The organism is Pseudomonas sp. LBUM1655 (genome assembly GCF_059716085.1).
Genome location: NZ_CP166801.1, coordinates 1,181,660 through 1,206,024, shown reverse-complemented (window position 1 = coordinate 1,206,024; position 24,365 = coordinate 1,181,660). Strand labels below are relative to the sequence as shown.

General features: G+C 59.7%; 26 protein-coding genes. 11 read left to right on the top strand and 15 right to left on the bottom strand.

Annotated elements, in window-relative coordinates; translation table 11 throughout:
* Window positions 1-41: 41 nt before the first annotated feature.
* The 8 genes from dsbC to ffh all read right to left on the bottom strand — a co-directional run bounded on the left by dsbC (window position 42) and on the right by ffh (window position 6,033).
* Window positions 42-773, bottom strand: a complete 732-nt coding sequence (gene dsbC / locus ACA074_RS05255) for a bifunctional protein-disulfide isomerase/oxidoreductase DsbC (protein WP_489879157.1) — start codon at window positions 771-773, stop codon at window positions 42-44.
* A gap of 163 nt (window positions 774-936) precedes the next feature.
* A complete protein-coding gene (gene xerD, locus ACA074_RS05250) occupies window positions 937-1,833 on the bottom strand; it encodes a site-specific tyrosine recombinase XerD (RefSeq protein ID WP_497678553.1) in 897 nt (298 codons plus the stop codon).
* Between the two features lie 67 nt (window positions 1,834-1,900).
* Complete coding sequence (locus tag ACA074_RS05245; RefSeq protein WP_187680006.1) at window positions 1,901-2,314, bottom strand: acyl-CoA thioesterase; 414 nt, start codon at window positions 2,312-2,314, stop codon at window positions 1,901-1,903.
* 148 nt (window positions 2,315-2,462) lie between these two features.
* A complete protein-coding gene (rplS, locus tag ACA074_RS05240) occupies window positions 2,463-2,813 on the bottom strand; it encodes a 50S ribosomal protein L19 (protein WP_003175895.1) in 351 nt (116 codons plus the stop codon).
* A gap of 45 nt (window positions 2,814-2,858) precedes the next feature.
* On the bottom strand, window positions 2,859-3,611 hold the full coding sequence (gene trmD, locus ACA074_RS05235) for a tRNA (guanosine(37)-N1)-methyltransferase TrmD (protein ID WP_187680007.1): 753 nt from the start codon (window positions 3,609-3,611) through the stop codon (window positions 2,859-2,861).
* Between the two features lie 2 nt (window positions 3,612-3,613).
* Window positions 3,614-4,150, bottom strand: coding sequence for a ribosome maturation factor RimM (gene rimM, locus ACA074_RS05230; RefSeq protein ID WP_497678552.1), 537 nt, complete (start codon window positions 4,148-4,150; stop codon window positions 3,614-3,616).
* A 5-nt stretch (window positions 4,151-4,155) separates the two neighbouring features.
* Window positions 4,156-4,407 carry a 30S ribosomal protein S16 gene (gene rpsP / locus ACA074_RS05225; protein ID WP_016986371.1) on the bottom strand — a complete coding sequence of 84 codons (252 nt, stop codon included), beginning with the start codon at window positions 4,405-4,407 and terminating at the stop codon, window positions 4,156-4,158.
* A 249-nt stretch (window positions 4,408-4,656) separates the two neighbouring features.
* Window positions 4,657-6,033, bottom strand: a complete 1,377-nt coding sequence (ffh, locus tag ACA074_RS05220) for a signal recognition particle protein (protein WP_008081630.1) — start codon at window positions 6,031-6,033, stop codon at window positions 4,657-4,659.
* Between the two features lie 195 nt (window positions 6,034-6,228).
* On the opposite strand from ffh, the gene ACA074_RS05215 reads away from it, so the two are divergent.
* The 3 genes from ACA074_RS05215 (at window position 6,229) to ACA074_RS05205 (ending at window position 9,923) form a co-directional block, all read left to right on the top strand.
* On the top strand, window positions 6,229-7,041 hold the full coding sequence (locus ACA074_RS05215; protein WP_187680008.1) for a cytochrome C assembly family protein: 813 nt from the start codon (window positions 6,229-6,231) through the stop codon (window positions 7,039-7,041).
* Window positions 7,042-7,054: 13 nt separating this feature from the next.
* Window positions 7,055-8,296 carry a transporter associated domain-containing protein gene (locus tag ACA074_RS05210; protein WP_489879158.1) on the top strand — a complete coding sequence of 414 codons (1,242 nt, stop codon included), beginning with the start codon at window positions 7,055-7,057 and terminating at the stop codon, window positions 8,294-8,296.
* Window positions 8,297-8,606: 310 nt separating this feature from the next.
* Window positions 8,607-9,923 carry an MFS transporter gene (locus tag ACA074_RS05205; RefSeq protein ID WP_497678551.1) on the top strand — a complete coding sequence of 439 codons (1,317 nt, stop codon included), beginning with the start codon at window positions 8,607-8,609 and terminating at the stop codon, window positions 9,921-9,923.
* A 94-nt stretch (window positions 9,924-10,017) separates the two neighbouring features.
* On the opposite strand, the gene purT is transcribed toward ACA074_RS05205, so the two are convergent.
* The 5 genes from purT to ACA074_RS05180 form a co-directional block, all read right to left on the bottom strand.
* Window positions 10,018-11,199 (bottom strand): formate-dependent phosphoribosylglycinamide formyltransferase, encoded by a 1,182-nt coding sequence (gene purT / locus ACA074_RS05200; protein ID WP_187680011.1) that lies wholly within the window; start codon window positions 11,197-11,199, stop codon window positions 10,018-10,020.
* A gap of 100 nt (window positions 11,200-11,299) precedes the next feature.
* Entirely contained in the window at window positions 11,300-11,767 is a 468-nt protein-coding gene (locus ACA074_RS05195) for a preQ0 transporter (protein WP_187680012.1), read from the bottom strand.
* 219 nt (window positions 11,768-11,986) lie between these two features.
* A complete protein-coding gene (locus tag ACA074_RS05190; RefSeq protein ID WP_497678550.1) occupies window positions 11,987-12,205 on the bottom strand; it encodes a DUF1289 domain-containing protein in 219 nt (72 codons plus the stop codon).
* Window positions 12,202-12,726 carry a gamma carbonic anhydrase family protein gene (locus ACA074_RS05185; RefSeq protein WP_034154816.1) on the bottom strand — a complete coding sequence of 175 codons (525 nt, stop codon included), beginning with the start codon at window positions 12,724-12,726 and terminating at the stop codon, window positions 12,202-12,204. Before ACA074_RS05185 ends, ACA074_RS05190 begins: the two co-directional genes overlap by 4 nt.
* Before the next feature lie 48 nt (window positions 12,727-12,774).
* Window positions 12,775-13,374 (bottom strand): CoA pyrophosphatase, encoded by a 600-nt coding sequence (locus ACA074_RS05180; protein ID WP_187680014.1) that lies wholly within the window; start codon window positions 13,372-13,374, stop codon window positions 12,775-12,777.
* A 147-nt stretch (window positions 13,375-13,521) separates the two neighbouring features.
* On the opposite strand from ACA074_RS05180, the gene ACA074_RS05175 reads away from it, so the two are divergent.
* The 7 genes from ACA074_RS05175 to nagE all read left to right on the top strand — a co-directional run bounded on the left by ACA074_RS05175 (window position 13,522) and on the right by nagE (window position 22,198).
* Window positions 13,522-14,073, top strand: a complete 552-nt coding sequence (locus ACA074_RS05175; RefSeq protein WP_497678549.1) for an NUDIX hydrolase — start codon at window positions 13,522-13,524, stop codon at window positions 14,071-14,073.
* Window positions 14,074-14,122: 49 nt separating this feature from the next.
* Window positions 14,123-14,638: a L,D-transpeptidase family protein gene (locus ACA074_RS05170; protein ID WP_187680016.1), complete on the top strand. Its 516-nt coding sequence runs from the start codon at window positions 14,123-14,125 to the stop codon at window positions 14,636-14,638.
* Window positions 14,639-14,921: 283 nt separating this feature from the next.
* On the top strand, window positions 14,922-15,653 hold the full coding sequence (locus ACA074_RS05165; protein WP_370872606.1) for a GntR family transcriptional regulator: 732 nt from the start codon (window positions 14,922-14,924) through the stop codon (window positions 15,651-15,653).
* 32 nt (window positions 15,654-15,685) lie between these two features.
* Window positions 15,686-16,792 (top strand): N-acetylglucosamine-6-phosphate deacetylase, encoded by a 1,107-nt coding sequence (gene nagA, locus ACA074_RS05160; protein WP_187680018.1) that lies wholly within the window; start codon window positions 15,686-15,688, stop codon window positions 16,790-16,792.
* A complete protein-coding gene (locus tag ACA074_RS05155) occupies window positions 16,773-17,795 on the top strand; it encodes an SIS domain-containing protein (protein WP_187680019.1) in 1,023 nt (340 codons plus the stop codon). Before nagA ends, ACA074_RS05155 begins: the two co-directional genes overlap by 20 nt.
* A gap of 136 nt (window positions 17,796-17,931) precedes the next feature.
* Window positions 17,932-20,445, top strand: a complete 2,514-nt coding sequence (gene ptsP / locus ACA074_RS05150; RefSeq protein WP_497678548.1) for a phosphoenolpyruvate--protein phosphotransferase — start codon at window positions 17,932-17,934, stop codon at window positions 20,443-20,445.
* Window positions 20,446-20,482: 37 nt separating this feature from the next.
* Entirely contained in the window at window positions 20,483-22,198 is a 1,716-nt protein-coding gene (gene nagE, locus ACA074_RS05145) for an N-acetylglucosamine-specific PTS transporter subunit IIBC (RefSeq protein ID WP_489879165.1), read from the top strand.
* 106 nt (window positions 22,199-22,304) lie between these two features.
* On the opposite strand, the gene ACA074_RS05140 is transcribed toward nagE, so the two are convergent.
* Window positions 22,305-22,664, bottom strand: a complete 360-nt coding sequence (locus tag ACA074_RS05140; RefSeq protein WP_489879166.1) for a DUF6124 family protein — start codon at window positions 22,662-22,664, stop codon at window positions 22,305-22,307.
* Between the two features lie 610 nt (window positions 22,665-23,274).
* Here ACA074_RS05140 and ACA074_RS05135 point away from each other — a divergent pair.
* Window positions 23,275-23,493 (top strand): EF-hand domain-containing protein, encoded by a 219-nt coding sequence (locus ACA074_RS05135; protein WP_489879167.1) that lies wholly within the window; start codon window positions 23,275-23,277, stop codon window positions 23,491-23,493.
* A 559-nt stretch (window positions 23,494-24,052) separates the two neighbouring features.
* Here the strand turns inward: ACA074_RS05135 and ACA074_RS05130 are convergent.
* Window positions 24,053-24,364: a YqfO family protein gene (locus tag ACA074_RS05130; RefSeq protein WP_102356444.1), complete on the bottom strand. Its 312-nt coding sequence runs from the start codon at window positions 24,362-24,364 to the stop codon at window positions 24,053-24,055.
* Between the last annotated feature and the right edge of the window lies 1 nt (window position 24,365).

The following is a 24,365-nucleotide window of genomic DNA, read 5'->3' as shown; positions in this document are numbered from 1 at the left end:
ACCGGACCATGATCGTCAAAGCCTGACCGTGACGATGCGAATTACTTGGCGCCCAGCGCCAGTTTGGCGACTTGTGGCGCAGGCTGGTAGCCCGGAATGACTTGTCCGTCGGCCAAAACGATGGCCGGTGTACCGTTCACACCAATCGACTGCCCCAGAGCGAATTGTCTGGAAACCGGGTTATCGCACTTGGCGGCCTTGATTTCCTTGCCATCGACCATTTTGTCCATGGCCGCTTTCTTGTCTTTCGAGCACCACACCGCTTGCAGTTGCTCGTCACCCGGCGAGCCGAGGCCCTGGCGCGGAAACGCAACATAACGCACTTCGATGCCACGCTTGTTCAGCTCCGGCACTTCGGCATGCAGCTTGTGGCAGTACGGGCAGGTGGTGTCGGTGAACACGGTGATGTGCGATTTGGTCTCGCCCACGGCCGGGTAAACCACGGTTTCGGCCACCGGGATGGCGTTGACCAGTTTGGAGATGCCCAGACGCTCGGTCTTCTCGGTCAGATTGACCGGTTTGCCGTCCTTGAGCTGGAACAGGTAACCCTGAACGATGTACTGGCCGTCGGCGCTGGCGTACAGCACGCGGCTGCCCTTGAGCTTGACTTCATACATGCCTGGCAACGGGCTGGCACTGATACTTTCTACCGGAACCTCGAGTTCGAGTTTTTCCAGGCTTTGACGAATCGCTTTGTCGGCCGCGTCATCGGCGACGGCAAAGGTACTGACCAACGCAATGGCTGCGGCGGCGAAAATCTGGGTCAGACGCATGAGAACTCCTGAAGGCGGACAAATGGATCGATCAGAACGCCCGTGCCGGAACACCGGGTCATAACCGTCCATCGTGCAAACCGGCAAAGCCTAACACATAAGGTCACGGTGGCCGAATGCGCCTGTCGCAAGAGACCACACCCTCTTCCTGCATGATCTTTGTTCAGCCACGCGGGTGATGTTTGGCATGCAGATCCTGCAACCGCGCCCGGGCGACGTGGGTGTAGATCTGCGTGGTCGACAGATCGCTATGCCCGAGCAGCATCTGCACCACGCGCAAGTCAGCGCCATGGTTGAGCAGATGCGTGGCAAATGCATGTCGCAAGGTGTGCGGTGACAGCGACTTGCCGATCCCGGCGACCTTGGCCTGATGCTTGATCCGGTGCCAGAAGGTCTGGCGGGTCATCTGTTCACCACGCTGGCTGGGGAACAGCACATCGCTGGGGCGCCCGCCAAGCAACTCGCTACGGCCGTCACGCATGTAGCGCTCGATCCAGACTATTGCCTCTTCGCCCATCGGCACCAGACGCTCCTTGCTGCCCTTGCCCATCACCCGCAATACGCCCTGGCGCAGGTTGACCTGTTCCAGCGTCAGGCTGACCAGCTCGGTCACGCGCAAACCGCAGGCGTACAAGACTTCCAGCATGGCGCGGTCGCGCTGGCCGATGGCTTCGCTCAGGTCGGGCGCCTTGAGCAGTGCTTCGACATCAGCTTCTGACAGCGATTTGGGCAGCGGCCTACCCAGTTGCGGCATATCGACGCGCAACGTCGGGTCGACGGTGATCAGCTTTTCCCGCAGCAGATACCGATAAAAGCCACGCACACCGGAAAGAAATCTCGCCGTGGAGCGCGGCTTGTAGTTCTGCTCCAGACGCCAGGCCAGGTGATCGAGGATCAGCTCGCGGCCGGCGTTGATCAGCTCAAGGTTCTTCTCCTGCAGCCAGCCGTTGAACAGCGCCAGATCGCTGCGATAGGCGCCACGCGTGTTGTCGGACAGGCCTTTCTCCAACCACAAGGCGTCGAGGAATTGGTCAATCAGTGGATGGTCAATGGCGGACATAGAGGCTCAAGTCAGGCAGCAACAGCTGGGGGGACAGTTTTTCACAGCGCACCCGATCACGAAACACTCAGGCGGAAAACCCTGGCAACACCGGCACTGGACGCTTGTCATCATCAATCGCGACAAAGCTGAACTGGCCATGAATCGCCTTCTCGCGACCATCGCAGCTCATGCTTTCAACAAACACTTCCACCTCGACCTTGAGGCTGGTGTTACCGACCTTGATCACCCGCCCGACCAGTTCGACGATGGAACCGGCCGGGATCGCGTGGTTGAAGTCGATACGGTCGGTGGACACGGTCACCAGCGGCAAACGGCAGAAACGTGTGGCAGTGATGAACGACACTTCGTCCATCCACGCCAGCGCAGTGCCGCCGAACAGGGTGTTGTGGTGGTTGGTGGTCGGCGGAAAGACGGCTTTGGTTACGCGTGTCACCGAGAGTTCGGTGCGGCGTTCGATTTCCTGGTCACGGATAGACATGTGAGATGACTCGTAAAAAGTAGACTGCAAATCGAAAGCAAGATCAAAAGATCGCAGCCTTCGGCAGCTCCTACAGGATGGGGGCAGTTTATTGCAGGCAACAAAAAAGCAGCCCGTAGGCTGCTTTTTTCTGCATCGGAAGCTGGACTTAAGCCAGTTTTTCCTTGATGCGAGCTGCTTTACCCGACAGGTCGCGCAGGTAGTACAGCTTGGCTTTGCGTACGTCACCGCGACGTTTAACAGCCATGCTGTCGATCTGCGGGGAGTAGGTCTGGAAAGTACGCTCTACGCCGACACCGTTGGAGATCTTACGAACGGTGAATGCACTGTTCACGCCGCGGTTACGCTTGGCGATTACAACGCCTTCGAACGCTTGCAGACGGGAACGATCACCTTCCTTCACTTTTACCTGAACGACGATGGTGTCGCCTGGGGCAAAGGTAGGGATTTCTTTGGTCATCTGCTCTGCTTCGAGTGCAAGGATGATTTTGTTGGTCATGCTGTGCTCCTAAGGTAAATCAACTGATCTACCATCGATACGTTGTTAACTATCGTCCCGCTCGCGGATGTATTCCTCGAGCAGCTTCTTCTCTTCTCCAGAAAGCGAGCGGCTTTCCAGAAGATCGGCGCGTCGTTCATAGGTCCTACCAAGGGACTGCTGTAAACGCCAACGCCGGATATGCGCGTGGTTGCCACTCAGCAACACGTCGGGTACACGCTGATCCGCATACACCTCAGGTCGGGTGTAGTGCGGGCAATCCAGCAGACCATCCGTAAAGGAATCTTCCTCGGCGGAGTCCGCATGCCCTAAAGCTCCAGGCAGCAGTCGTGTAACCGCATCGATCAGGACCATGGCCGGCAGCTCGCCGCCAGACAGTACATAGTCGCCAATCGACCACTCTTCATCGACATGAGCCTCAATAAAGCGCTCGTCAATGCCTTCATAGCGGCCGGCAATCAGGATCAATGCATCCGATTTTGCCAACTCGCGTACCGCCGACTGAGTCAGTTGACGGCCTTGGGGGGACAGGTAAATCACCTTCGCCGCCTCCCCGGCTGCTGCTTTGGCCTGAACCAGAGCATCTTCCAGGGGCTTGATCTTCATCACCATGCCCGGACCACCGCCAAACGGGCGATCGTCCACAGTGTGATGCCGATCCGTCGTGTAGTTCCGCGGATTCCAACAGGTCAGCTGCAAGAGCCCCTGTTTGACCGCACGACTGGTGATGCCGTAGTCGCCGATGGCGGAAAACATCTCGGGAAACAAACTGATCACTTCTACGCGCAAGTTAGCCACGCTTAGAAGTCCGCGTCCCAATCCACCTTCATCTCGCCCGCTGCGAGGTCGACTGCCAACACGCATTGCTCCGTATAGGGCAACAGGCGTTCGCGATCATCCAGGCTGCCAGCGCAAGGCTTGACGACCAATACATCATTGGCGCCGGTTTCCAGAAGATGATCGATTTTCCCGAGCAATTGCCCCAGGTGATCAATGACCTTCAGACCTTCCAGCTGGTACCAGTAGTACTCGCCTTCGGTCAATTCAGCGAACAGGTTGCGCGGCACGCAGATCTCGTAACCGGCCAGAAGACGAGCTTCTTCACGATCATCAAGACCCTTGAGCTTTGCGACCAGGAACTTGTCGCTCCCGCGTCCACTGACCAGCTCGACCTGTTTGACATTGCCTTCACGCTTGAGCGTCCAGGTTTTGTACTGCAACAGGTTTTCAGTCGGATCAGTAAAGGAATAAACCTTCACTTCGCCGCGAACGCCATGAACAGAATAAATTTTGCCAATAACGATCAAATCATCGGCAACAGCAGGCGTCGCGTTCATATTGCTCAGGCCGCAGCCTTGGCAGATTCCTTCAACAACTGAGCAACGCGCTCAGAAGGTTGTGCACCAACGCTCAGCCAGTAGGCAACGCGCTCTTGGTTCACGGACAGACGGGTTTCCTGACCACGGGCAACAGGGTTGAAGAAACCAACCTGTTCTTTGTGGGAACCGTCACGCGGGTTGCGCGAGTCGGTTACGGTCAGGTGGTAAAACGGGCGCTTTTTGGAGCCGCCAAGGGCAAGACGGATTGTTAGCATGTGAACATCGTTCCTGTAGTCGGTGCTGCAAATCTAAATGCACAGCGGGCATGGGTGCCCGAAAGGCCGCATATTCTAAGGAATATCCGGACTTTTGCAAATGACTTTTTCCGGCGCCTATGGCATGCCGTGCAGATTTGCATATAGAGCCGTCGATGAAAACGGCCAGTCAGCTCCCGCCGAGTGCGGGTTTGCTGTTGATCCCGCATCCTTGCGGGGCCTGCGCCGGTGCGACGACCGGCCAGTTATTTACATTTTTGGCATCCCGCCGCCGGGCAACATACCGCCCATGCCGCGCATCATTTTCGCCATTCCGCCTTTGGCGGTGAATTTCTTCATCATCTTCTGCATCTGCTTGTGCTGCTTGATCAAGCGACCGATGTCCTGCACCTGAGTGCCGGAACCCATGGCGATCCGGCGCTTGCGCGAACCGCTGATCAGCTCAGGGTCGCGGCGCTCGGCCGGGGTCATGGAGTTGATGATGGCTTCCATCTGCTTGAACTGCTTCTCTGCGGCATTCTGGGCATTGCCCATCTGCGACAGGTTGACGCCGCCGATGCTCGGCAGTTTGTCCATGAGGCCACCGAGGCCGCCCATGTTCTTCATCTGTTGCAACTGATCGCGGAAGTCTTCGAGATCGAAGCCCTTGCCCTTCTTCAGCTTCTTGGCCAGTTTGTCGGCCTTGTCCTTGTCGAGGGTCGCTTCGGCCTGTTCGATCAGGCTGAGCACGTCGCCCATGCCGAGAATCCGCGAAGCGATACGCTCAGGGTGGAACGGATCGAGCGCTTCGCTCTTCTCGCCCATACCGATGAACTTGATCGGCTTGCCGGTGATGGCGCGCACCGACAGGGCAGCACCGCCACGGGCATCGCCGTCGACCTTGGTCAGGATCACACCGGTCAGCGGCAGTGCATCACCGAAGGCCTTGGCCGTATTGGCCGCGTCCTGACCGGTCATGGCGTCGACCACGAAGAGGGTTTCTACCGGGTTGATCGCGGCGTGCAGCGCCTTGATCTCGCCCATCATCTCTTCGTCGATGTGCAGACGACCGGCGGTATCGACGATGACCACATCAATAAACTTGAGCTTTGCTTCTTTTATAGCCGCGGTGGCGATGTCGACCGGCTTCTGGCTCAGGTCGGACGGGAAGAACGTCACGCCGATGTCGTTGGCCAGGGTTTCCAGCTGTTTAATAGCCGCGGGACGGTAGACGTCCGCAGACACGACCATGACCGACTTCTTCTTGCGCTCTTTAAGGAAGCGCGCAAGTTTGCCGGCGGTGGTGGTTTTACCGGCGCCCTGCAAACCGGCCATCAGAATCACGGCGGGTGGCACGGCGCTCAGGTTCAAGTCTTCGTTGGCCGCGCCCATCAGGCTTTCGAGTTCGGCCTGGACGATCTTCACGAACGCCTGGCCCGGCGTCAGGCTGCGCGACACCTCGGTGCCGACAGCGCGCTCCTTGACCGAATTGACGAAGTCCTTGACCACCGGCAGGGCGACGTCGGCTTCGAGCAACGCCATGCGCACTTCACGCAGGGTGTCTTTGATATTGTCTTCGGTCAGCTTCGCCTTGCCGGTGACATGGCGCAGCGTCTGCGAGAGACGGTCGGTTAAGTTTTCAAACATTGCGCGATCCTTTCAGGCCCTGTGTAGACCGGGATAATGGCGGCCCAGACCGGAATCAACATGTGCTCGGCGAGCCTGCGGCGTGGGCAGGTCGCGGATTATAGCGAAGACTGCGCCGGGCGGACACCTCGCACTTTCGTGGTGTGGCGGTTCTATGCCAAACTCAGCGCCTTTCGGGCTTGCCTAACAGGATTTATGCTCCCCTTGTCACCCAGTTTGCTGACCACACTCGCCGCCGCCCTTCTATATGCCGCTGCGACCCTTTATCAAGGCACTCGTCTGGCCACCGGCGCCAAGGCGAACAAGCGCCTGCTGGTTTCGCTCGGCGTCCTCGCCGTGCTGGCCCACAGCGCCAGCCTGCTCACCCACCTGCTGACGCCGATCGGTCTGGGCCTGGACTTTTTCAGCGCCGCCAGCCTGATTGCCGCCGCCGTGATTGCCCTGACATTGCTGGCGTGCTCGCGAATTCCGGTGGAAAACCTGCTGGTACTGCTGTTCCCGCTGGGCGCGGCCACCGTGCTGCTCGCGCAGTTTGCCCCGGCCGGCACCGTACAGATCATCGATGAAGAGCCGGGCATCCTCGCCCACATCCTGTTGTCGATCCTCGCCTACGGCATGTTCACCATAGCGGTGTTCCAGGCCTTGTTGCTGCTGGTGCAAGACCACCAACTCAAGCACAAGCACCCGTCCGGGCTGATCAAGAACTTCCCGCCGCTGCAAACCATGGAAAGCCTGCTATTCGGTTTCCTCTGGGCCGGCTGGACGCTGTTGTCGCTGTCGTTGATCTCCGGCTGGTTGTTCGTCGAGAACCTGTTCGCCCAGCATCTGGTCCACAAAACCTTACTGGCGTGCCTGGCCTGGATCGTCTTCAGCGTGCTGCTGTGGGGTCGTAATCGTCTCGGTTGGCGCGGCCACAAGGCGATTCGCTGGACTCTCGCCGGTTTCTGCCTGCTGATGTTGGCGTACTTCGGCAGCAAATTGGTTCGTGAATACATCCTGCATATCTGACGGGCGGCAATAAATGGACGGTTTGCCCATAGGGCCGATGCTCGCGGTATTTGTCCTGCTGATTTTATGGTCGGGGCTGTTTACCGCCGTCGAAATCGCGCAGCAGCATCTGCTCGCGCAACGCACCGCCTCGCGCGCCAGCGATAAACCGCTGGCGAAGCTGAGCTTCCCGCTCGACAGCCTGATCCTGTGCAACACCCTGTGCCGTGCGCTCGCCGTGGTGATTGCGACGCTGCTGGCGATTTTCCTCTGTGAAGAAAACGGTCCTTGGGCGGCGTCCCTGGGTGCCGGCGCAATACTGCTGGTGTTCACCGATTACTTTCCGCGCACCCTCGCCCAGCGTTATCCCGACGCCGTACTGGCATTCGGCAATACCCTGCTGGCCGTGCCGCTCAAGATCATTTATCCGCTTGCCTGGCTGTTCAGCCGGATCAGCGCTTTGCTGATGCGCCCGTTTGCGCGCAAAGCCCAAGTAGTGCAGCAAAGCGAAGACGATGTGCAGGCTGATCGACATGACGATCCCGAACACCCGATTCGCCTGCACCCGGTCTCGGGCATTCACGCGCTGGACAACATTACGGTCAATGACATTTTGGTACCGCGCAGTGACGTCGACGGCATCAATCTCGACGACCCGATAGAAGACATCATCGAACAACTGCGCAACACCAAGCGCACGCGCCTGCCGGTGTTCCACAGCGACATCAATCAGGTCGAAGCGGTGCTCAATACCCGCCAGATCCGCCACCTGTTGAACGACGATAGCCTGACCCGCGAAGCGCTGCTGGCCGCCAGTTACGAGCCTTACTTCGTCCCGGAAAGCACGCCCCTGCAACTGCAACTGCTGAATTTCCATAAGCAGCAGCGGCGTTTGGGCATGGTGGTGGACGAGTACGGCGAAGTGCTCGGTATCGTCACTCTGGAAGACATTCTCGAAGAGATCGTCGGCGAATTCGAAAGCGAGCACAGCCTCGATAATCCGCACATTCATCCGCAGCCCGATGGCCGCATGGTGATTGACGGCACCGCCTCGATTCGCGAATTGAACAAATGCCTGGGTTGGCATTTGCCCAGCGATGGACCGAAAACCCTCAACGGGTTGGTGACCGAGGCGCTGGAAACCATTCCAGAGAGTGCGGTTTGCCTGAAGATCGGTCGATATCGCCTGGAGATTCTCGAGACCGAGGAGAACCGGGTAAGCAGGGTACTGATCTGGCATACGAGTTCGGTGCCCGCTCTGGTGCCTGCCAGGTAAAGATCAAAAGATCGTCCGAACGCGGCCGGAACCTTCGGCAGCTCCTACATGTGGAATGCGCCTGCAGGACCTGCCGAAGGCTGGGATCTTTTGCGCTTGTTCAATCGTTAGCCACCTTCCTATAATCGAGGCGCTTACCCAAGCGCCGCCGACCCTGTGCTTACCCAGCACTAAACAGGTCTCGACTGTTTCCGCATCACACCGACGACTGTTCCTACTCGAAACAGCGCTCGCGCCTCATCCCACATCCCTGGGTACTCCACCATAATAATTCGCTCCAACGGAGCATATGACTGTCAGGGATCACCGCATGACGACCAGTACCGCTTACAGCGACACCGCGCCTGCCCAGCCGACCAACTCCGCCACCCGCGTGGCCACGGCGAGCTTCATCGGCACGGCCATCGAGTTCTACGACTTCTACGTTTACGCCACGGCCGCCGCACTGGTGATCGGACCGGTGTTCTTTCCGCAGACCTCCGGCACCGCGCAGATGCTCTCGGCGTTTCTCACCTTCGGCATTGCCTTCCTTGCCCGCCCGCTAGGCTCGGCGCTGTTCGGCCATTTCGGTGATCGCATCGGACGCAAATCGACGCTGGTCGCTTCGCTGCTGTTGATGGGGGTTTGTACAACGCTGATTGGCGTGCTGCCGGGTTACGCCAGCATCGGGGCCTGGGCACCGATTCTGTTGTGCGTGCTGCGTTTCGGTCAGGGCCTGGGATTGGGCGGCGAATGGGGCGGAGCCGCATTGCTGGCCACGGAAAACGCGCCGAAGGGCAAGCGCGCGTGGTTCGGCATGTTCCCGCAGCTCGGCCCTTCGATTGGCTTTCTCGCGGCTAACGGTCTGTTCCTGACATTGGCCATGACGCTGAGCGACGAGCAGTTCCGCAGTTGGGGCTGGCGGATTCCTTTCCTGCTCAGCGCGGCACTGGTGATGGTCGGCCTGTACGTACGCCTGAAACTCCACGAAACCCCGGTATTCGCCAATGCCATCGCCCGTCAGGAGCGAGTGAAAGTGCCGCTGGTCGAGCTGTTCAGCCAGTATTGGGTACCGACGCTGCTGGGCGCGGCGGCGATGGTTGTCTGCTACGCGCTGTTCTATATCTCGACGGTGTTTTCCCTGAGCTACGGCGTGTCCACCCTCGGTTACAGCCGTGAGACGTTCCTTGGCCTGCTGTGCTTTGCCGTGCTGTTCATGGCGGCCGCGACACCGCTGTCGGCCTGGGCCAGTGACCGTTACGGGCGCAAACCGGTGCTGATCATCGGCGGCGTGCTGGCGATTCTGTCCGGATTCCTGATGGAACCGCTGCTGACTCAAGGCTCGACCTGGGGCGTGGCGCTGTTCCTGTGCATCGAGCTTTTCTTGATGGGCGTGACATTCGCCCCGATGGGTGCGCTGTTGCCGGAGCTGTTTCCGACTCACGTGCGTTATACCGGCGCATCGGCAGCCTACAACCTCGGCGGCATTGTCGGAGCCTCGGCGGCGCCGTTCTTTGCGCAGAAACTGGTGGCGATGGGTGGTTTGAGTTATGTCGGCGGGTATGTGTCGGCAGCGGCGGTGCTGAGTTTGATCGCCGTGTTGTGCCTGAAGGAAACGCGTGGCAACGATCTGAATCAGATTGCCTGACAGAAGATCAAAAGCTTCGCGAGCAGGCTCGCTCCCACATTTGGAATGCATTTCCCAGTGGGAGCGAGCCTGCTCGCGAATGCCGCGCCTCGGTTTAGAGTTCTACGACAACAGCCTGAGCCGCACGGGTCGCCTTGGCACGAGCGGCCTCGATCGACTCATCCCGCGCCAATGCCACGCCCATGCGGCGCTGACCATTGACCTCAGGCTTGCCGAACAGACGCAGCGCGGTATCCGGCTCGCTCAGCGCAGCGCCAAGGTTGGCGAATGCCGTCTGGGTCGACTGACCTTCCACCAGAATAACCGCCGAAGCCGATGGCCCGAACTGACGGATCAGCGGCACTGGCAGGCCGAGAATGGCCCGAGCGTGCAAGGCGAACTGCGACAGATCCTGGGAAATCAGTGTGACCAGACCGGTATCATGCGGGCGCGGCGACACTTCGCTGAACCACACCTGATCACCTTTGATGAACAGCTCGACGCCAAACAGACCACGGCCGCCCAACGCCTCGGTCACGGCTTTGGCAACGCGCTCGGATTCCGCCAGCGCAATCGGGCTCATGGCCTGTGGCTGCCAGGATTCCTGGTAATCGCCCTTCTCCTGGCGGTGACCCACTGGCGCGCAGAACGTGGTGCCACCCATATGGCGCACGGTCAGCAGAGTGATTTCGTAGTCGAAATCGATAAAGCCTTCGATGATCACCCGACCCTTGCCCGCGCGGCCGCCCTCTTGAGCGTAGTCCCAGGCCTTCTGCACGTCATCGTTGCTGCGCAGCAGGCTTTGGCCTTTGCCCGACGAACTCATCACCGGTTTCACGACACATGGGAAACCCAAGTCCTGAACGGCTTTGCTGTAGTCCTCGAAGGTGTCGGCAAAGTGGTACGGCGAGGTCGGCAGGTCCAGCTCTTCAGCGGCCAGACGACGGATGCCTTCGCGGTTCATGGTCAATTGCGCAGCGCGAGCGGTCGGGATCACGGTGAAGCCTTCAGCTTCCAGTTCGACCAGAGTGGCGGTGGCGATGGCTTCGATTTCCGGCACGATGAAGTGCGGTTTCTCGGCCTCGATGACTGCACGCAGGGCCGCGCCGTCGAGCATGTTGATCACGTGGCTGCGATGGGCGACTTGCATGGCCGGCGCGTTGGCGTAACGGTCGACGGCAATCACTTCAACGCCCAAGCGTTGCAGCTCGATCACCACTTCCTTGCCCAACTCACCACAGCCACACAGCAATACGCGGGTCGCGGTTGGCGACAATGGAGTTCCGATACGGGTCATCTCAGGTCCTCAAAGAAGCGGATCATCGAGGAAAGCAACGCCTGGCGCGCTTTCCATGGGGAGAAAGCGCGGCATTTTACATGAACCCGAGGGTTTGGCTTCAGCTGGCGACGGCCTGTTTGCGATCACGCCAGGCCATGATCAGCCAGACGGCGGTGACGCCGGCAAATTTCGAGGCCAGCGCGGTGATGATCACGGGTGGCGTCAGCAGGTCGATCATGCCGAAAAAGATGAAGGTATCGAGGGGAATGCTCAGCGCCGAACTGATCCACAAACGGTCGCGCAACGGCCGCTTGGTGATGCTGAACACCAGCCAGTCGATGCACTCGGAGACCGCGAACGCCGTGGCGCTGGCCAGGGCAATGGACGGATCGGATGTGACGTAAGACAACACCAGCGCCGCCAGCATCGCAACGATGGCGCCATGACCAAAGCGGGTTTGCACCATGTCGCGCAGCACGAACACCAAACCACCCCAGGCCGACCAGATGATGTCCAGGTGGGGCGCGGTGGAGAAGGCGAAGTTGATCAGCACGACGCTGCTGATATAGGCGATGAGGAAAATCATGGGGGCGACCTGGCAGATTGGCGCACAGGTTACTTGACCGGCAGATCAAGAGCCACCCCCTCACCCCAGCCCTCTCCCCCAAGGGGGCGAGGGGGAAAGGGAGCAGATCGGGTGCGTTTCGAAACCTGAGTTCGACTCGGTATGCCAAGTCGGCGTATAGCGAAAGACACCTCGGTCAGTCCCCTCTCCCTCTGGGAGAGGGTTAGGGTGAGGGCATTTTCAAGTCGATGAAGATTTTGAAGGCATCATCCAAAGCAACCCGCTGGCCTTCGCCCGCTCATGACACGACCCCAACACTGCCCGCCGCTCTTCATTGCTCATCCGGCTCCAACGGGTAATCTCCTCGACCGTCCGCTGGCAGCCCGTGCAAATATCATCCTCATCCAGTGCGCAGATGTTCACGCAGGGTGATTTCACAGGTCTTTCAGGCGTGTTCATTCTTCCTGCTCAACCAGATCACGCGCATAACGCTGGGAGTTATGCACATAGTGTGCGGCGCTGGCCTCGAGCATCTTCTTCTGTGGCTCGGTCAGTTCTCGCACGACCTTGCCCGGCGAACCCATGACCAGCGAACCGTCGGGAATTTCCTTGCCTTCACCGATCAGCGAGTTCGCGCCAATGATGCAGTTTTTGCCGATCTTCGCGCCGTTGAGAATCACCGCGTTAATGCCGATCAGGCTGTAATCGCCGACTGTGCAGCCATGCAGCATGGCGTTGTGGCCAATGGTCACGCCGGTGCCGATGGTCAGCGGAAAACCCATGTCGGTGTGCATCACCGTACCGTCCTGGACGTTGCTGTTCTTGCCGATCAGGATCAGTTCGTTGTCGCCGCGCAGCACGGCGTTGAACCAGACGTTGGCGCCCTCTTCCAGCTTGACCTTGCCCACCAGCACGGCGTTGGGGGCGACCCAGCTCTGTGGATGGGTTTCGACACGGGCGTCGCCCAAGCGGTATTTCATCTTGTTTTCCTCAGGGCTCACGATGAAGGGCCATTCGAGCGATGGCTTTCAGGTGTTGATAAAGCTTTTAGGCGGCTGATGCAGGCTGATTTTCGCGTCATAGAGCAGATTGATCAACTCGACGATCATGATCGCTGTCAGCCCCCAGATCTTGAATTCACCGTACCGATAGCTCGGCACATACCAACTGCGCCCCTGATAGTCGATGCGATGGGTGTGTTCGCGAGGGTCTTTGCGGAAGAATTCCAGTGGCACACTGAATACGGCAGCGATTTCCGCATCGTTGGCCAGATATTCGACAAAATCGGGGATCACGCCGACATAAGGCGTGACCTTTATACCGTGCAGGGAGATCAGCGGACTGAGCGGGCCGATCACTTCGACCAGTCCCGGCGGCAGGCCGATCTCTTCTTCGGCTTCGCGCAGGGCAGTGAAAATCAGATCGGGGTCTTCGGGATCGCGGCGTCCACCGGGGAAGGCGACTTCGCCGCCGTGAGTCGAGAGACCGCTGGCGCGCAGGGTCAATACCAGTTCCGGCTCGTCACTGCGGGTGATCGGCACCAGAACGGCGGCCTCGGGGAAACGTGTGTCGGTCTCCAGCGTGCGCGGTGTGTGGTTGCTTACCCGATGCAGTAGCTCGTCCAGCATGAGTGTTCTCGATCTGTGCCTTGCCCTGCATCATGCACCAATCATTGCGACCGCCCAAGCCCCTGAATCTTGCCGTGTCGCGAAACGACAACTTGCCGACCGGCACCGCTGCACGCCAAGATAGGCGCAGCATTCAGGAACCCCAGCATGAAATTTTGCAGCCAGTGCGGTAACCCGGTGACACAGCGCATTCCCGAAGGCGACTCGCGGCTGCGATTTGTCTGCGATAGCTGTCAGACCATTCACTATCAGAACCCCAATATCGTTGCCGGTTGCGTCGCGACCTGGGGCACTCAAGTGTTGCTCTGCCGCCGCGCCATCGAACCGCGCCTCGGTTACTGGACGTTGCCCGCCGGATTCATGGAGAACGGCGAAACGATCGAGCAAGCCGCGACCCGCGAAACCGCCGAGGAAGCCTGCGCCCGGGTGCGTAACCTGAGCATCTATACCCTGATCGATGTGCCGCACATCAGCCAGGTGCATGTGTTCTTCCGCGCCGAACTGGTCGATCTGGATTTTGCCGCCGGCCCCGAAAGCCTGGAAGTACAACTATTCGACGAAGCCGACATCCCCTGGGACGAACTGGCTTTCCGCACGGTGGGCCGTACCCTAGAATGCTTCTTCGCTGACCGGCGCGCCGAGATCTATCCGGTTCGTTCCGAATCGATTCCGCCGCTGGCCCAGCCTGCCATCACCTAAAAGCCTCTATAAATAAAATATCTGCGTCACTCCTTGGGGAATCGTTTCAATGCGCTGGTTGCTTGCCCTGTTTTGCCTGTCGTTCGTCACGGTCTCGCAAGCGTCATTCGTGACCACCGTGACGCCGTCGAATACGCCTCTCATCGAAAAAGTACTGGTGCTCAAATCGGCTCATCAACTGCAGTTGATCGTCGACGGCAAGCCACTCAAGACCTATCGCATCTCTCTGGGCAAGGGAGCAAAAAAAGGTCCGAAACTGATTGAAGGCGACAAGCGCACACCTGAAGGCTTCTATTGGATCGACTGGCGCAAGACCAGCGAAAAATTCAATCTGTCGATGCACATTTCTTACCCGAATATCAGCGATTCGGCGCGTGCCCGGCGTGAAGGCGTCGAGCCTGGCGGCATGATCATGATCCACGGCACGCCGGACTCGGAAGAAACGCCCGAAGATCTGTTCCACACCCTGGACTGGACCGACGGCTGCATCGCCATGCGCAACATGGACATGCGCGAAGTCTGGGGCTTGGTGCCGGACGGCACGATGATCGAGATTCGCCCTTAACGACCGACCTTTGGTCGCTCTCGAAAAAATAAATCAAAAGATCGCAGACTGCGTCAGCGCCTACAGGGTTGATACCACTTCCCACTGTAGGAGCTGCCGCAGGCTGCGATCTTTTGCTTTTTAAAGCCACCCACTAATACCACTTAAAACCACTCCCCCTAAAACCCGCCATTTCATTGGGCCAACGGCCATTTCCCCGCGTTGACATGGTATTCAAGTGGTATTAATTTCCGCCTCACAAGCGCGCCACAACAATCCTATACTCGCGCCGGAAATGACCTACATGAATGACCTACACGTCCTACGCCCAGACGATTCCCAGCCGACGCCGCTGTACCTGCAACTGGCGCGCAACCTGGAAGCGGCCATTCATGCCGGGCAGTGGAAAGCCGAACAGGCGATGCCATCCGAGCGCAATCTCAGCGAACAGTTGGGCATCTCCCGGGTGACAGCGCGCAAGGCACTGGAAGTTCTGCTCGATCAAGGTTTGATCCGTCGTTTGCAAGGTTCCGGCACCTTCATCACCCCACGTCTGGAGCAACCCCTCTCCCGCCTCTCAGGCTTCAGTGAAATGCTCCGCCTCAAGGGCTTCGTGCCCAGCTCGCAATGGCTGGAGCGGGAAATCACCCTGCCGACCCACGAAGAACTGATTCGCCTGAGCCTGTCGCCGAACGACAAGGTCGCGCGCATGAAGCGCCTGCGCAAAGCCGACGACACCGTGATGGCCATCGAGATGAGCACCCTGCCCGCCTCGATCATGCCCAAACCGCAAGCGGTGGGCGATTCGCTCTACGAATACCTCGACGGCATCGGCAAACCGATCGTCCGCGCCTTGCAGCACATCCAGGCGATCAACGCCTCGGACGAGTTCGCCGCGCTGGTCGGCATCGCCCCCGGCACCGCCATGCTGCTGATGACCCGGGTCGGCTATCTGGAAGACAACACGCCGATCGAAGTCACCGACACCTATTGCCGCAACGACTACTACGACTTTGTTGCAGAGCTGCGCCGCTAACCGGGCGCAGACGTCAAACAGCGAGAACCGAAATGTCTGAAGACAACATCCTCACCGCTCACGGCTGGGTTCGCGGCCGGCTGATTCACGAACACGGCAAAGTCGTGTCGATCGAAGGCGTGCCTTGCGATCCGGCGGACAACGATCTGCCTTATCTGCTGCCGGGCTTCATCGACCTGCACGTTCACGGCGGTGGCGGCAAAGACATCATGGAAGGCGCCAGCGCTTTCGAGACCATCACCAGAACCCACGTGCGCTTCGGCACCACTTCGCTGCTGGCCACCACCATGACCGCACCGAGTGCCGAGATCTCCAGCGTACTCAAGGCAGTCGGCGAATTCTGCGAACAGCGCCCGGCCAACAGTGCCCGAGTCCTGGGCGTCCACCTCGAAGGCCCCTACATCAACCCCGGCAAACTCGGCGCGCAACCAAACTTCGCCCACACCGCGTTGATGGCCGAAGTCGAAGAATATCTGGCGCTGGCGCCGATCCGGGTCATCACCATCGCCCCGGAAATCGCCGGCCACGACGCTTTGATCCGTGAACTCAGCCGCCGTGGCATCCGCATGCAGATCGGCCACACCCTCGGCAGTTACGAGGAAGGTGTCGCCGCGCTCGACGCCGGCGCCACCAGTTTCACCCATTTGTACAACGCCATGAGCCCGCTGCATCACCGCGAGCCGGGGATCGTCGGCGCGGCACTGGCCCATGCCAAGTACGCCGAGCTGATTCCGGATTTGCTCCACGTACACCCCGGCGCCATCCGCGTGGCCCTGCGCTCGATCCCGTGCCTGTACTGCGTCACCGACTCGACCGCCGCCGCTGGCATGCCCGACGGTGAATACAAGCTCGGCAGCCACACCGTGACCAAATGCCTGGGCGGCGTGCGCCTGCCCGACGGCACGCTGGCCGGCAGCACCCTGACCATGGATCAGGCCCTGCGCAACCTGGTGAAGATCGGTTTGCCCATCGCCGAAGCCTCGCAACGACTTTCGCAATTCCCCGCCGACTACCTCGGCATCACCGAACGCGGGCGCCTTGAACCAGGCGCCTGGGCCGACTGCGTGCGGCTGGATCGCTCACTCACACTGACCGCCGTCATGGTCGAAGGAGAAGACATTGACTTCAAAAATGCTTGAAGAGGCGCTGTCCTCGTTCGAGGCCGTGCAGGCCCAACTGCAACAACTCGACCCGCAACTGATCGAGATCGCCGGGCGTCTGCGCCGTCAGCCGCCGCAAGTGGCGATGACTGTCGCGCGCGGCAGTTCAGACCACGCGGCGAGCTACTTCGCCTACCTGACCATGCAACAATTGGGCGTGCCGGTGGCGTCGTTGCCGATGTCGGTGGTGACCATGCAGCAGGCGCCGCTGAAGGTTAGCGGACAGGTCGCCTTCGCGTTCTCGCAGTCCGGTCAGAGCCCGGATCTGGTCAACAGTCTGCGTCTGCTGCGCAAGCGTGGGGCGCTCAGCGTTTCCATGGTCAACGCCGCCGATTCGCCGCTGGAAGCCGCGTGTGAATTCAGCGTGCCGCTGCTCGCCGGTACCGAAAGCAGCGTCGCCGCGACCAAGAGTTTTATCGCCACCCTCAGCGCCAGCGCTCGTTTGATCGCGCACTGGAAAGAGGACAACGAATTGCTGCAAGCCCACAACGCACTGCCCGAAGGCCTGCGCGAAGCGGCGCAACAGGACTGGAGCGTGGCCATTGATGCCCTGCGCGATTGCGAACGCCTGATGGTGATCGGTCGCGGTGCCGGTTTTGCCATCGCTCAGGAAGCGGCGCTGAAGTTCAAAGAAACCTCGGCGATCCAGGCCGAAGCCTTCAGCAGCGCCGAAGTCCGTCACGGCCCGATGGCGCTGATCGACGAACACTACCCGCTGCTGGTCTTCGCACCACGCGGCGCCGAACAGGCCGGGCTCTTGAGTCTGGCGGCAGAAATGCGCCAACGCGGCGCCCGCGTCTTGCTGGCCGCGCCGGACGACGTCAGCGAACGCGACCTGACCCTGAGCCGCGCCGAACACCCGGTCCTCGACCCGATTCTGGCGATCCAGAGTTTCTACGTGATGGCTGCCGGACTCGCCGTAGCCCGAGGCATGGACCCGGATCAGCCGCGCCACTTGAGCAAAGTGACCCGCACGCATTAACCACAGATACACAACTCTGTAGGAGCTGCCGCAGGCTGCGATCTTTTGATTTTGACGTACCGAAAAACAAGATCAAAAGATCGCAGCCTTCGGCAGCTCCTACAGGGGCCAGCGAATTTCCTGATGAGACCGAGCCATGCACAACAACAATAAAGAGCTGACCCTCAGCGCCCCGCTCAGCGGCCCGGTGCTCACGCTCGCCAAAGTCCCGGACGCGGTGTTCGCCAGCGGCGCGATGGGCGATGGCATTGCCATCGACCCGTTGAACGACACCCTGTATTCACCGTGTGCCGGGGTGATCATCCATGTCGCGCGCACCGGACACGCCCTCACCGTGCGTGCCGACAATGGCGCGGAAATCCTCCTGCACCTGGGTCTCGACACCGTTGAATTGAACGGCGAAGGCTTCTCGATGCTGGTCAAGGAAGGTTTGCGCGTCACCCAGGGTCAGCCGCTGTTGCGCTACGACCTGGACAAGGTCGGCCGGCAGTGCAAAAGCCTGGTCAGCCTGTTGATCCTGACCAACAGCCAGGATTTTCAAGTGCGGCCAATCACCCTCAAAGCGGTGAAGGTTGGCGAGCCGTTGTTGCACATCATCGCGCGCCACAGTGCGGCGACCAATGCAGAAGAAATCGGCGGGCCTAAGGTTCACGGGCATGTGCGGGTCGCGCATCGCGGCGGTCTGCATGCGCGCCCCGCCGCACTGATTCGCCAGACCGCACAAGGTTTCAAGAGCCAGTCGCACCTGCACTTCGCCGGCAAAACGGCGCCGTGCAACAGCCTGATCGGGTTGATGGGGCTGGCGGTCGGCGAGCAGGACGAAGTGCAAGTCAGTTGTCAGGGCCCGGACGCCGAAGCTGCGCTGCAAGCCTTGCTCACGGCTTTGGCCACTGCGCTACCGGATGATCATCACGCCGCTGCGCCGGTCAGTGTTGCACCACGCAAACGTCCGGCCGAGGCTGGGGTGTTACACGGTGTTTGTGCTGCGCCGGGATTGATCGGTGGGCCGCTGTTTCGCTTGAACGCGATCAACTTGCCGGCGGATGCAGGCAATCATGATTCGCTTGAGCAACTGGAGAAACTTGAAGCCGCGTTGAATCAGGTGCGCAGCGAAATCGACGGCACCCTCGCTCAGGCGAAAAAGCACAAGAACACCGACGAAGAAGCAATCTTCGCCGCACACATGGCGCTGCTGGAAGACCCGGCTCTGCTCGACGCTGCGCAACAATCCATCGAGCAAGGCTCTGCCGCGACTCACGCCTGGAGCCAGTCGATTGATGTGCAGTGCGAAGTGCTCCAGCAAACCGGCAGCGCGCTGCTGGCCGAACGCGCCAACGACCTGCGCGACCTCAAGCAACGCGTGCTGCGTGCCCTGCTCGGCGAAGCCTGGCATTACGACGTGCCGGCCGGCGCCATTGTCGCCGCGCATGAACTGACCCCGTCGGATCTGCTGCAACTCAGCGCGCAAAGTGTCGCCGGGTTGTGCATGGCCGAGGGCGGCGCGACGTCGCACGTGGCGATTCTGGCGCGGGGCAAAGGTTTGCCGTGCATGGTTGCTTTGGGGTCGGCATTGCTTGATCAACCACAAGGCCAAGCGGTGGTGCTCGACGCCGATAACGGTCGCCTTGAACTGACACCCAATGCAGAACGACTGGCCGAAGTTCAACAAGCGCAAATCGACCGTCAACAACGCCGCGACGCGCAACAAGCCAAGGCGCACCTGCCGGCCGAAACACGCAATGGCGTGGCCATCGAAGTGGTCGCCAACGTCGCCTCCAGCGCTGAAGCAACGGACGCCTTTGCCAACGGTGCCGACGGCGTCGGTCTGCTACGCACCGAATTCCTGTTCGTCGATCGCCAGACCGCGCCAGACGTCGAAGAACAGCGCGCCGCCTATCAAGCCGTCATCGATGCGATGGGCGACAAGTCAGTGATCATCCGCACCATCGACGTTGGCGGCGACAAACAACTCGACTACCTGCCACTGCCCGCCGAAGCCAACCCGGTGCTCGGCCTGCGCGGTATTCGTCTGGCTCAGGCCCGCCCGGAAATCCTCGATCAGCAACTGCGCGCGCTGCTGCAAGTCAGCCCGTTGCAGCGTTGCCGAATCCTGTTGCCGATGGTCACCGAAGTCGACGAATTGCTGCACATTCGCGAACGCGTCGATGCGTTGTGCCTGGAACTGAACATCACGCAACGCCCGGAAATCGGCGTGATGATCGAAGTCCCGGCCGCCGCACTGCAAGCCGAACAACTGGCTGAGCACGCAGACTTCCTGTCGATCGGCACCAACGATCTCTCCCAATACACCCTCGCCATGGATCGCGACCACGCCGGCCTCGCCGCACGAGTCGACGCTTTGCACCCGGCGCTGCTGCGCCTGATCGCCATGACCTGCGAAGGCGCGGCGGTGCACAAACGGTGGGTCGGCGTGTGCGGTGCGTTGGCCTCTGATCCACTGGCAACGCCGGTATTGATCGGCCTCGGCGTAACCGAACTGTCGGTCAGCCCGGTGCAGATCGGTGAAATCAAAGATCGCGTGCGCCAGTTGCACGAAGCCGAATGCCAACGCCTCGCCCGTGACCTGCTCAAGCTGAGCAGCGCTGCGGCGGTGCGTCACGCCTGCCATCAACATTGGCCTCTGCGCTAACAAAAAAGCGCTCTATAAAAGAGCAGGGAGAACCACCATGTACCAACTCTTCATCGAAGGCCTGCAACGCCTCGGCCGCGCGCTGATGCTGCCGATCGCGATCCTGCCGATTGCCGGTCTGCTGCTGCGTCTGGGTGACACCGACCTGCTGAACATCGCGATCATCCACGATGCCGGCCAAGTGATCTTCGCCAACCTGGCGATGATCTTCGCCATCGGCATCGCCGTCGGGTTCGCCAAGGACAACAACGGCACCGCAGGCCTGGCCGGGGTGATCGGTTATCTGGTGATGATCTCCACCCTCAAAGTGCTCGACGCGAGCATCAACATGGGCATGCTCGCCGGCATTGTCAGCGGCCTGATGGCCGGCGCGCTGTACAACCGCTTCAAGGACATCAAACTGCCGGAGTATCTGGCGTTCTTCGGTGGCCGGCGGTTTGTGCCGATTGTCACGGGTTTCGCTGCAGTCGGTCTGGGCGTGGTATTCGGCTACATCTGGCCGCCGATCCAGCACGGCATCAACAGCTTCGGCAGCCTGATGATGGAAAGCGGCAGCCTCGGTGCCTTCGTCTTCGGCGTGTTCAACCGCTTGTTGATCGTCACCGGCCTGCACCACATCCTCAACAACATGGCGTGGTTCGTGTTCGGTAACTTCACCGATCCGACTACAGGCGCACTGGTGACCGGCGACCTGTCGCGCTACTTCGCTGGCGATCCGAAAGGCGGCCAGTTCATGACCGGCATGTTCCCGATGATGATCTTCGGCCTGCCTGCCGCATGCCTGGCGATGTACCGCAACGCCCTGCCGGAGCGGCGCAAGGTCATGGGCGGGATCTTCCTGTCGATGGCCCTGACTTCATTCCTGACCGGCGTGACCGAGCCAATCGAATTCGCCTTCATGTTTCTGGCGCCACTGCTGTTCCTGCTGCACGCGCTGCTGACCGGGTTGTCGATGGCGATTACCAATGCGCTGAACATCCATTTGGGCTTTACGTTTTCTGGTGGGTTTATCGACATGGTGCTTGGCTGGGGCAAGTCCACCAATGGCTGGCTGGTGGTCCCTGTCGGGCTGGCGTACGCGGTTGTGTATTACGTGGTGTTTGATTTCTGTATTCGTCGCTTCAATCTGAAAACGCCGGGGCGTGAGGATGTGGCGACCGCTGAGAAAGCCGTCCTCACCGAAAACCAACGAGCCGGGGCTTACATCAAAGCCCTCGGTGGTGCGGAGAATCTGCTGACCGTTGGCGCTTGCACTACCCGTCTGCGACTGGAGATGGTCGATCGCAACAAAGCATCCGATGCAGATCTGAAAGCGCTCGGCGCAATGGCAGTCGTGCGCCCGGGCAAGGGTGGCAGTTTGCAGGTGGTGGTCGGGCCGATGGCTGACAGCATTGCAGATGAGATTCGCCTGGCGATGCCGGCGTTGGGGCGTGCGGTTCTTGCCGAGCCTGTGGCGGTTGCCGATGAACCGAAAGCGGTTGTGGTCGCGGGTTCGGAAGCTCAGCAATGGCTGAATGCGCTGGGCGGCGGCGACAACGTGCTGCAACTCGATTGCATCGCCATGAGCCGGATTCGCTTGCTGCTGGCGGATGGCAAGGCGCTGTCCGAGGCGCAGTTGAAAGAGCTGGGTTGTCAGGGTGTCAGCCAGTTGGAAGGTGGGGTTTGGCATTTGCTGGTGGGGGATAAGGCTGCGGGTTTGAGTGGCGCACTTGAGGCGCTGGTCAATCGCAGTGAGGTCAGTGCCAAGGTTTAAAAGTCTGGTGTCTGGGCTGGCCTCATCGCTAGCAGGCTAGCTCCCACAAGGGAGTGCGTTTCAACTGTGGGAGCCAGCCTGCTGGCAATGAACGATGACGCGGTCGTCAGGTTTGTGGGTCGACTCGATCCAGTGCTCGGTTTACCGCCAGTTCGGCGAGCATGACGATTTGCTGGATGCCTAATACCGTGCTGCGCTGAGAACCGCTTAGCTCATTGGCAAAGTTGCTGGCGGCGGTGCTTGCCGAGGCTAATGACTCACAGGCATGGGCGAGCAGGCTTTCGGTGTCCACCTGGGGGCAGACCATGAACATGGAGCTCGGTCGGCGCGGCTTTGCGGGTTCGGGGCACAGGTAGAAGTCGAGAGCGCGTTTGATGGCTTCGCGGTTTCGGGCCTGGTCTTCGGCACGGAGGGCTTCTTCGAGTGGGGTTTTGGTTTCGGGTGGATCGGGTACGGGCTTGGTCATTGCAATGATCTCTAATCAAATGATTGAAGCCATCACTGGTCGTTTCTCACGCGACGAAGAGGTGGCAGCTATGTGCGGAGTGAGAAACCGGTAAGAGATCAACCCGGCCGAACCGAAGTCCGCCCGCACACAGCCGCCATAGAACATTGCCGGCAGCAAATAAGCTGGCGGCGATTATGGTGCTACTGACGTTTGATTAAAACCTCTTACCGGGTTCTCACACCCGATCACCGATTTGCGGTGACAGCCAAAGACTAGAGATCCGACGTCCGACGGACAACCTGAAAACCTTGTGGGAAGGTTCTGGTGATCTCACATCCAGTTAAACAACGCGAATCGCCTCCCTCGTGTAGGAGCTGCCGAAGGCTGCGATCTTTTGACTTTGACGTTTCAACATCAAAAGCAGGATCAACAGATCGCAGCCTTCGGCAGCTCCTACACGTGAGCCGGTGCATTCAGGAATGAAATCGCCCCCACATTGTCGGCACTGTCAACTGTCAGGTCTGACAGTTGACCGCCTCGACCGACGTTATTACGTTGACTGAATCAGGCAGTTTTTATGTCGTAGCCTCGATAACCCTGCACTTAATTCATAAAGGATGGCTGCGACATGGCAAAGAAAATGACGGACGCAGAACAACTCGAGCATCTGAAAGAAACCTACAAAAATCTGGACGCAAACAAGGACGGAATCCTTACTATCGAAGAGTTCGCCAAAGGCACCGAAGGCTATGCCAAAACGATGAGAGAGTTTGTTTGGAATGAGTACAACAAGGACGGGGACAAAGACTTGACCCTGGAAGAGTACCTGGCCAGCCAAAACCCATAACCTGCTAAATAGTTTCGTCACTACCAGGCGGTCATCGCTGGCAAGCTCCCACAGTTTTGATTTGCGCACAAACCATGCGGCAAAGCCGCCCCACTCAACAGGATGAGCGTTAGCTCGGCTGCAGCTCTTGATCTTGCTTCACGGGCCCCGTCGGCAGGCTGAGTGGAGGGATTCATCCGGGGGGTAGGCGCGCAGCGCCGTTCGACGAAGTCGAACACATCGAGAGGAGGTGCAGCGAAGCAAACCGGAGGCGATGCCCCCGGATGAAACCCGGAGCGAAGGAACCCCGAGCGTTAGCGAGTGGGCCGAACGTTGGGGCACAGACCTTTGGTTACTTTGGGGCGTTTGCCAAAGTGACTCGCTGTAAGAGCGAAACCGCCAGCGGCAGCACCCGAAGAAATGGATATTCACCCAGTCAGCCAGAACATGGTCGCCTGTCAGGGCGCCATCGCCAGCAGGCTGGCTCCCACATTTGAATGAGCTAACCCCTCAAATCGGGGGCAACAAAAAACCCGCTGAAATCACTCTCAGCGGGTTTTTCATTCCAGCGGCAGAAAGATCAGAAATCTTCCAGCCGCCACACTTCATAAGCCGGCGTCTCATACGGATGACTGAGCTTCAACGCCGCCACAACAGCCACGATCAACTCATCCGCCACCACAAGCTCAACCTTCCATTCCTCAACCCGCTCGACCTGCCCCGCCTCACCAATAAACGGCTGACTGCCATCCAAAGGCCGAAACTGGCCAGACCCAAGCACCTGCCAGGCACAGTGGTCATAGTCACCGATCCGCCCACCACCGGCAGCGAACACGGCCCCTTTGACCACCTCGACATGACTGTCAGGAACAAAAAACCCAAGCTTGTACACG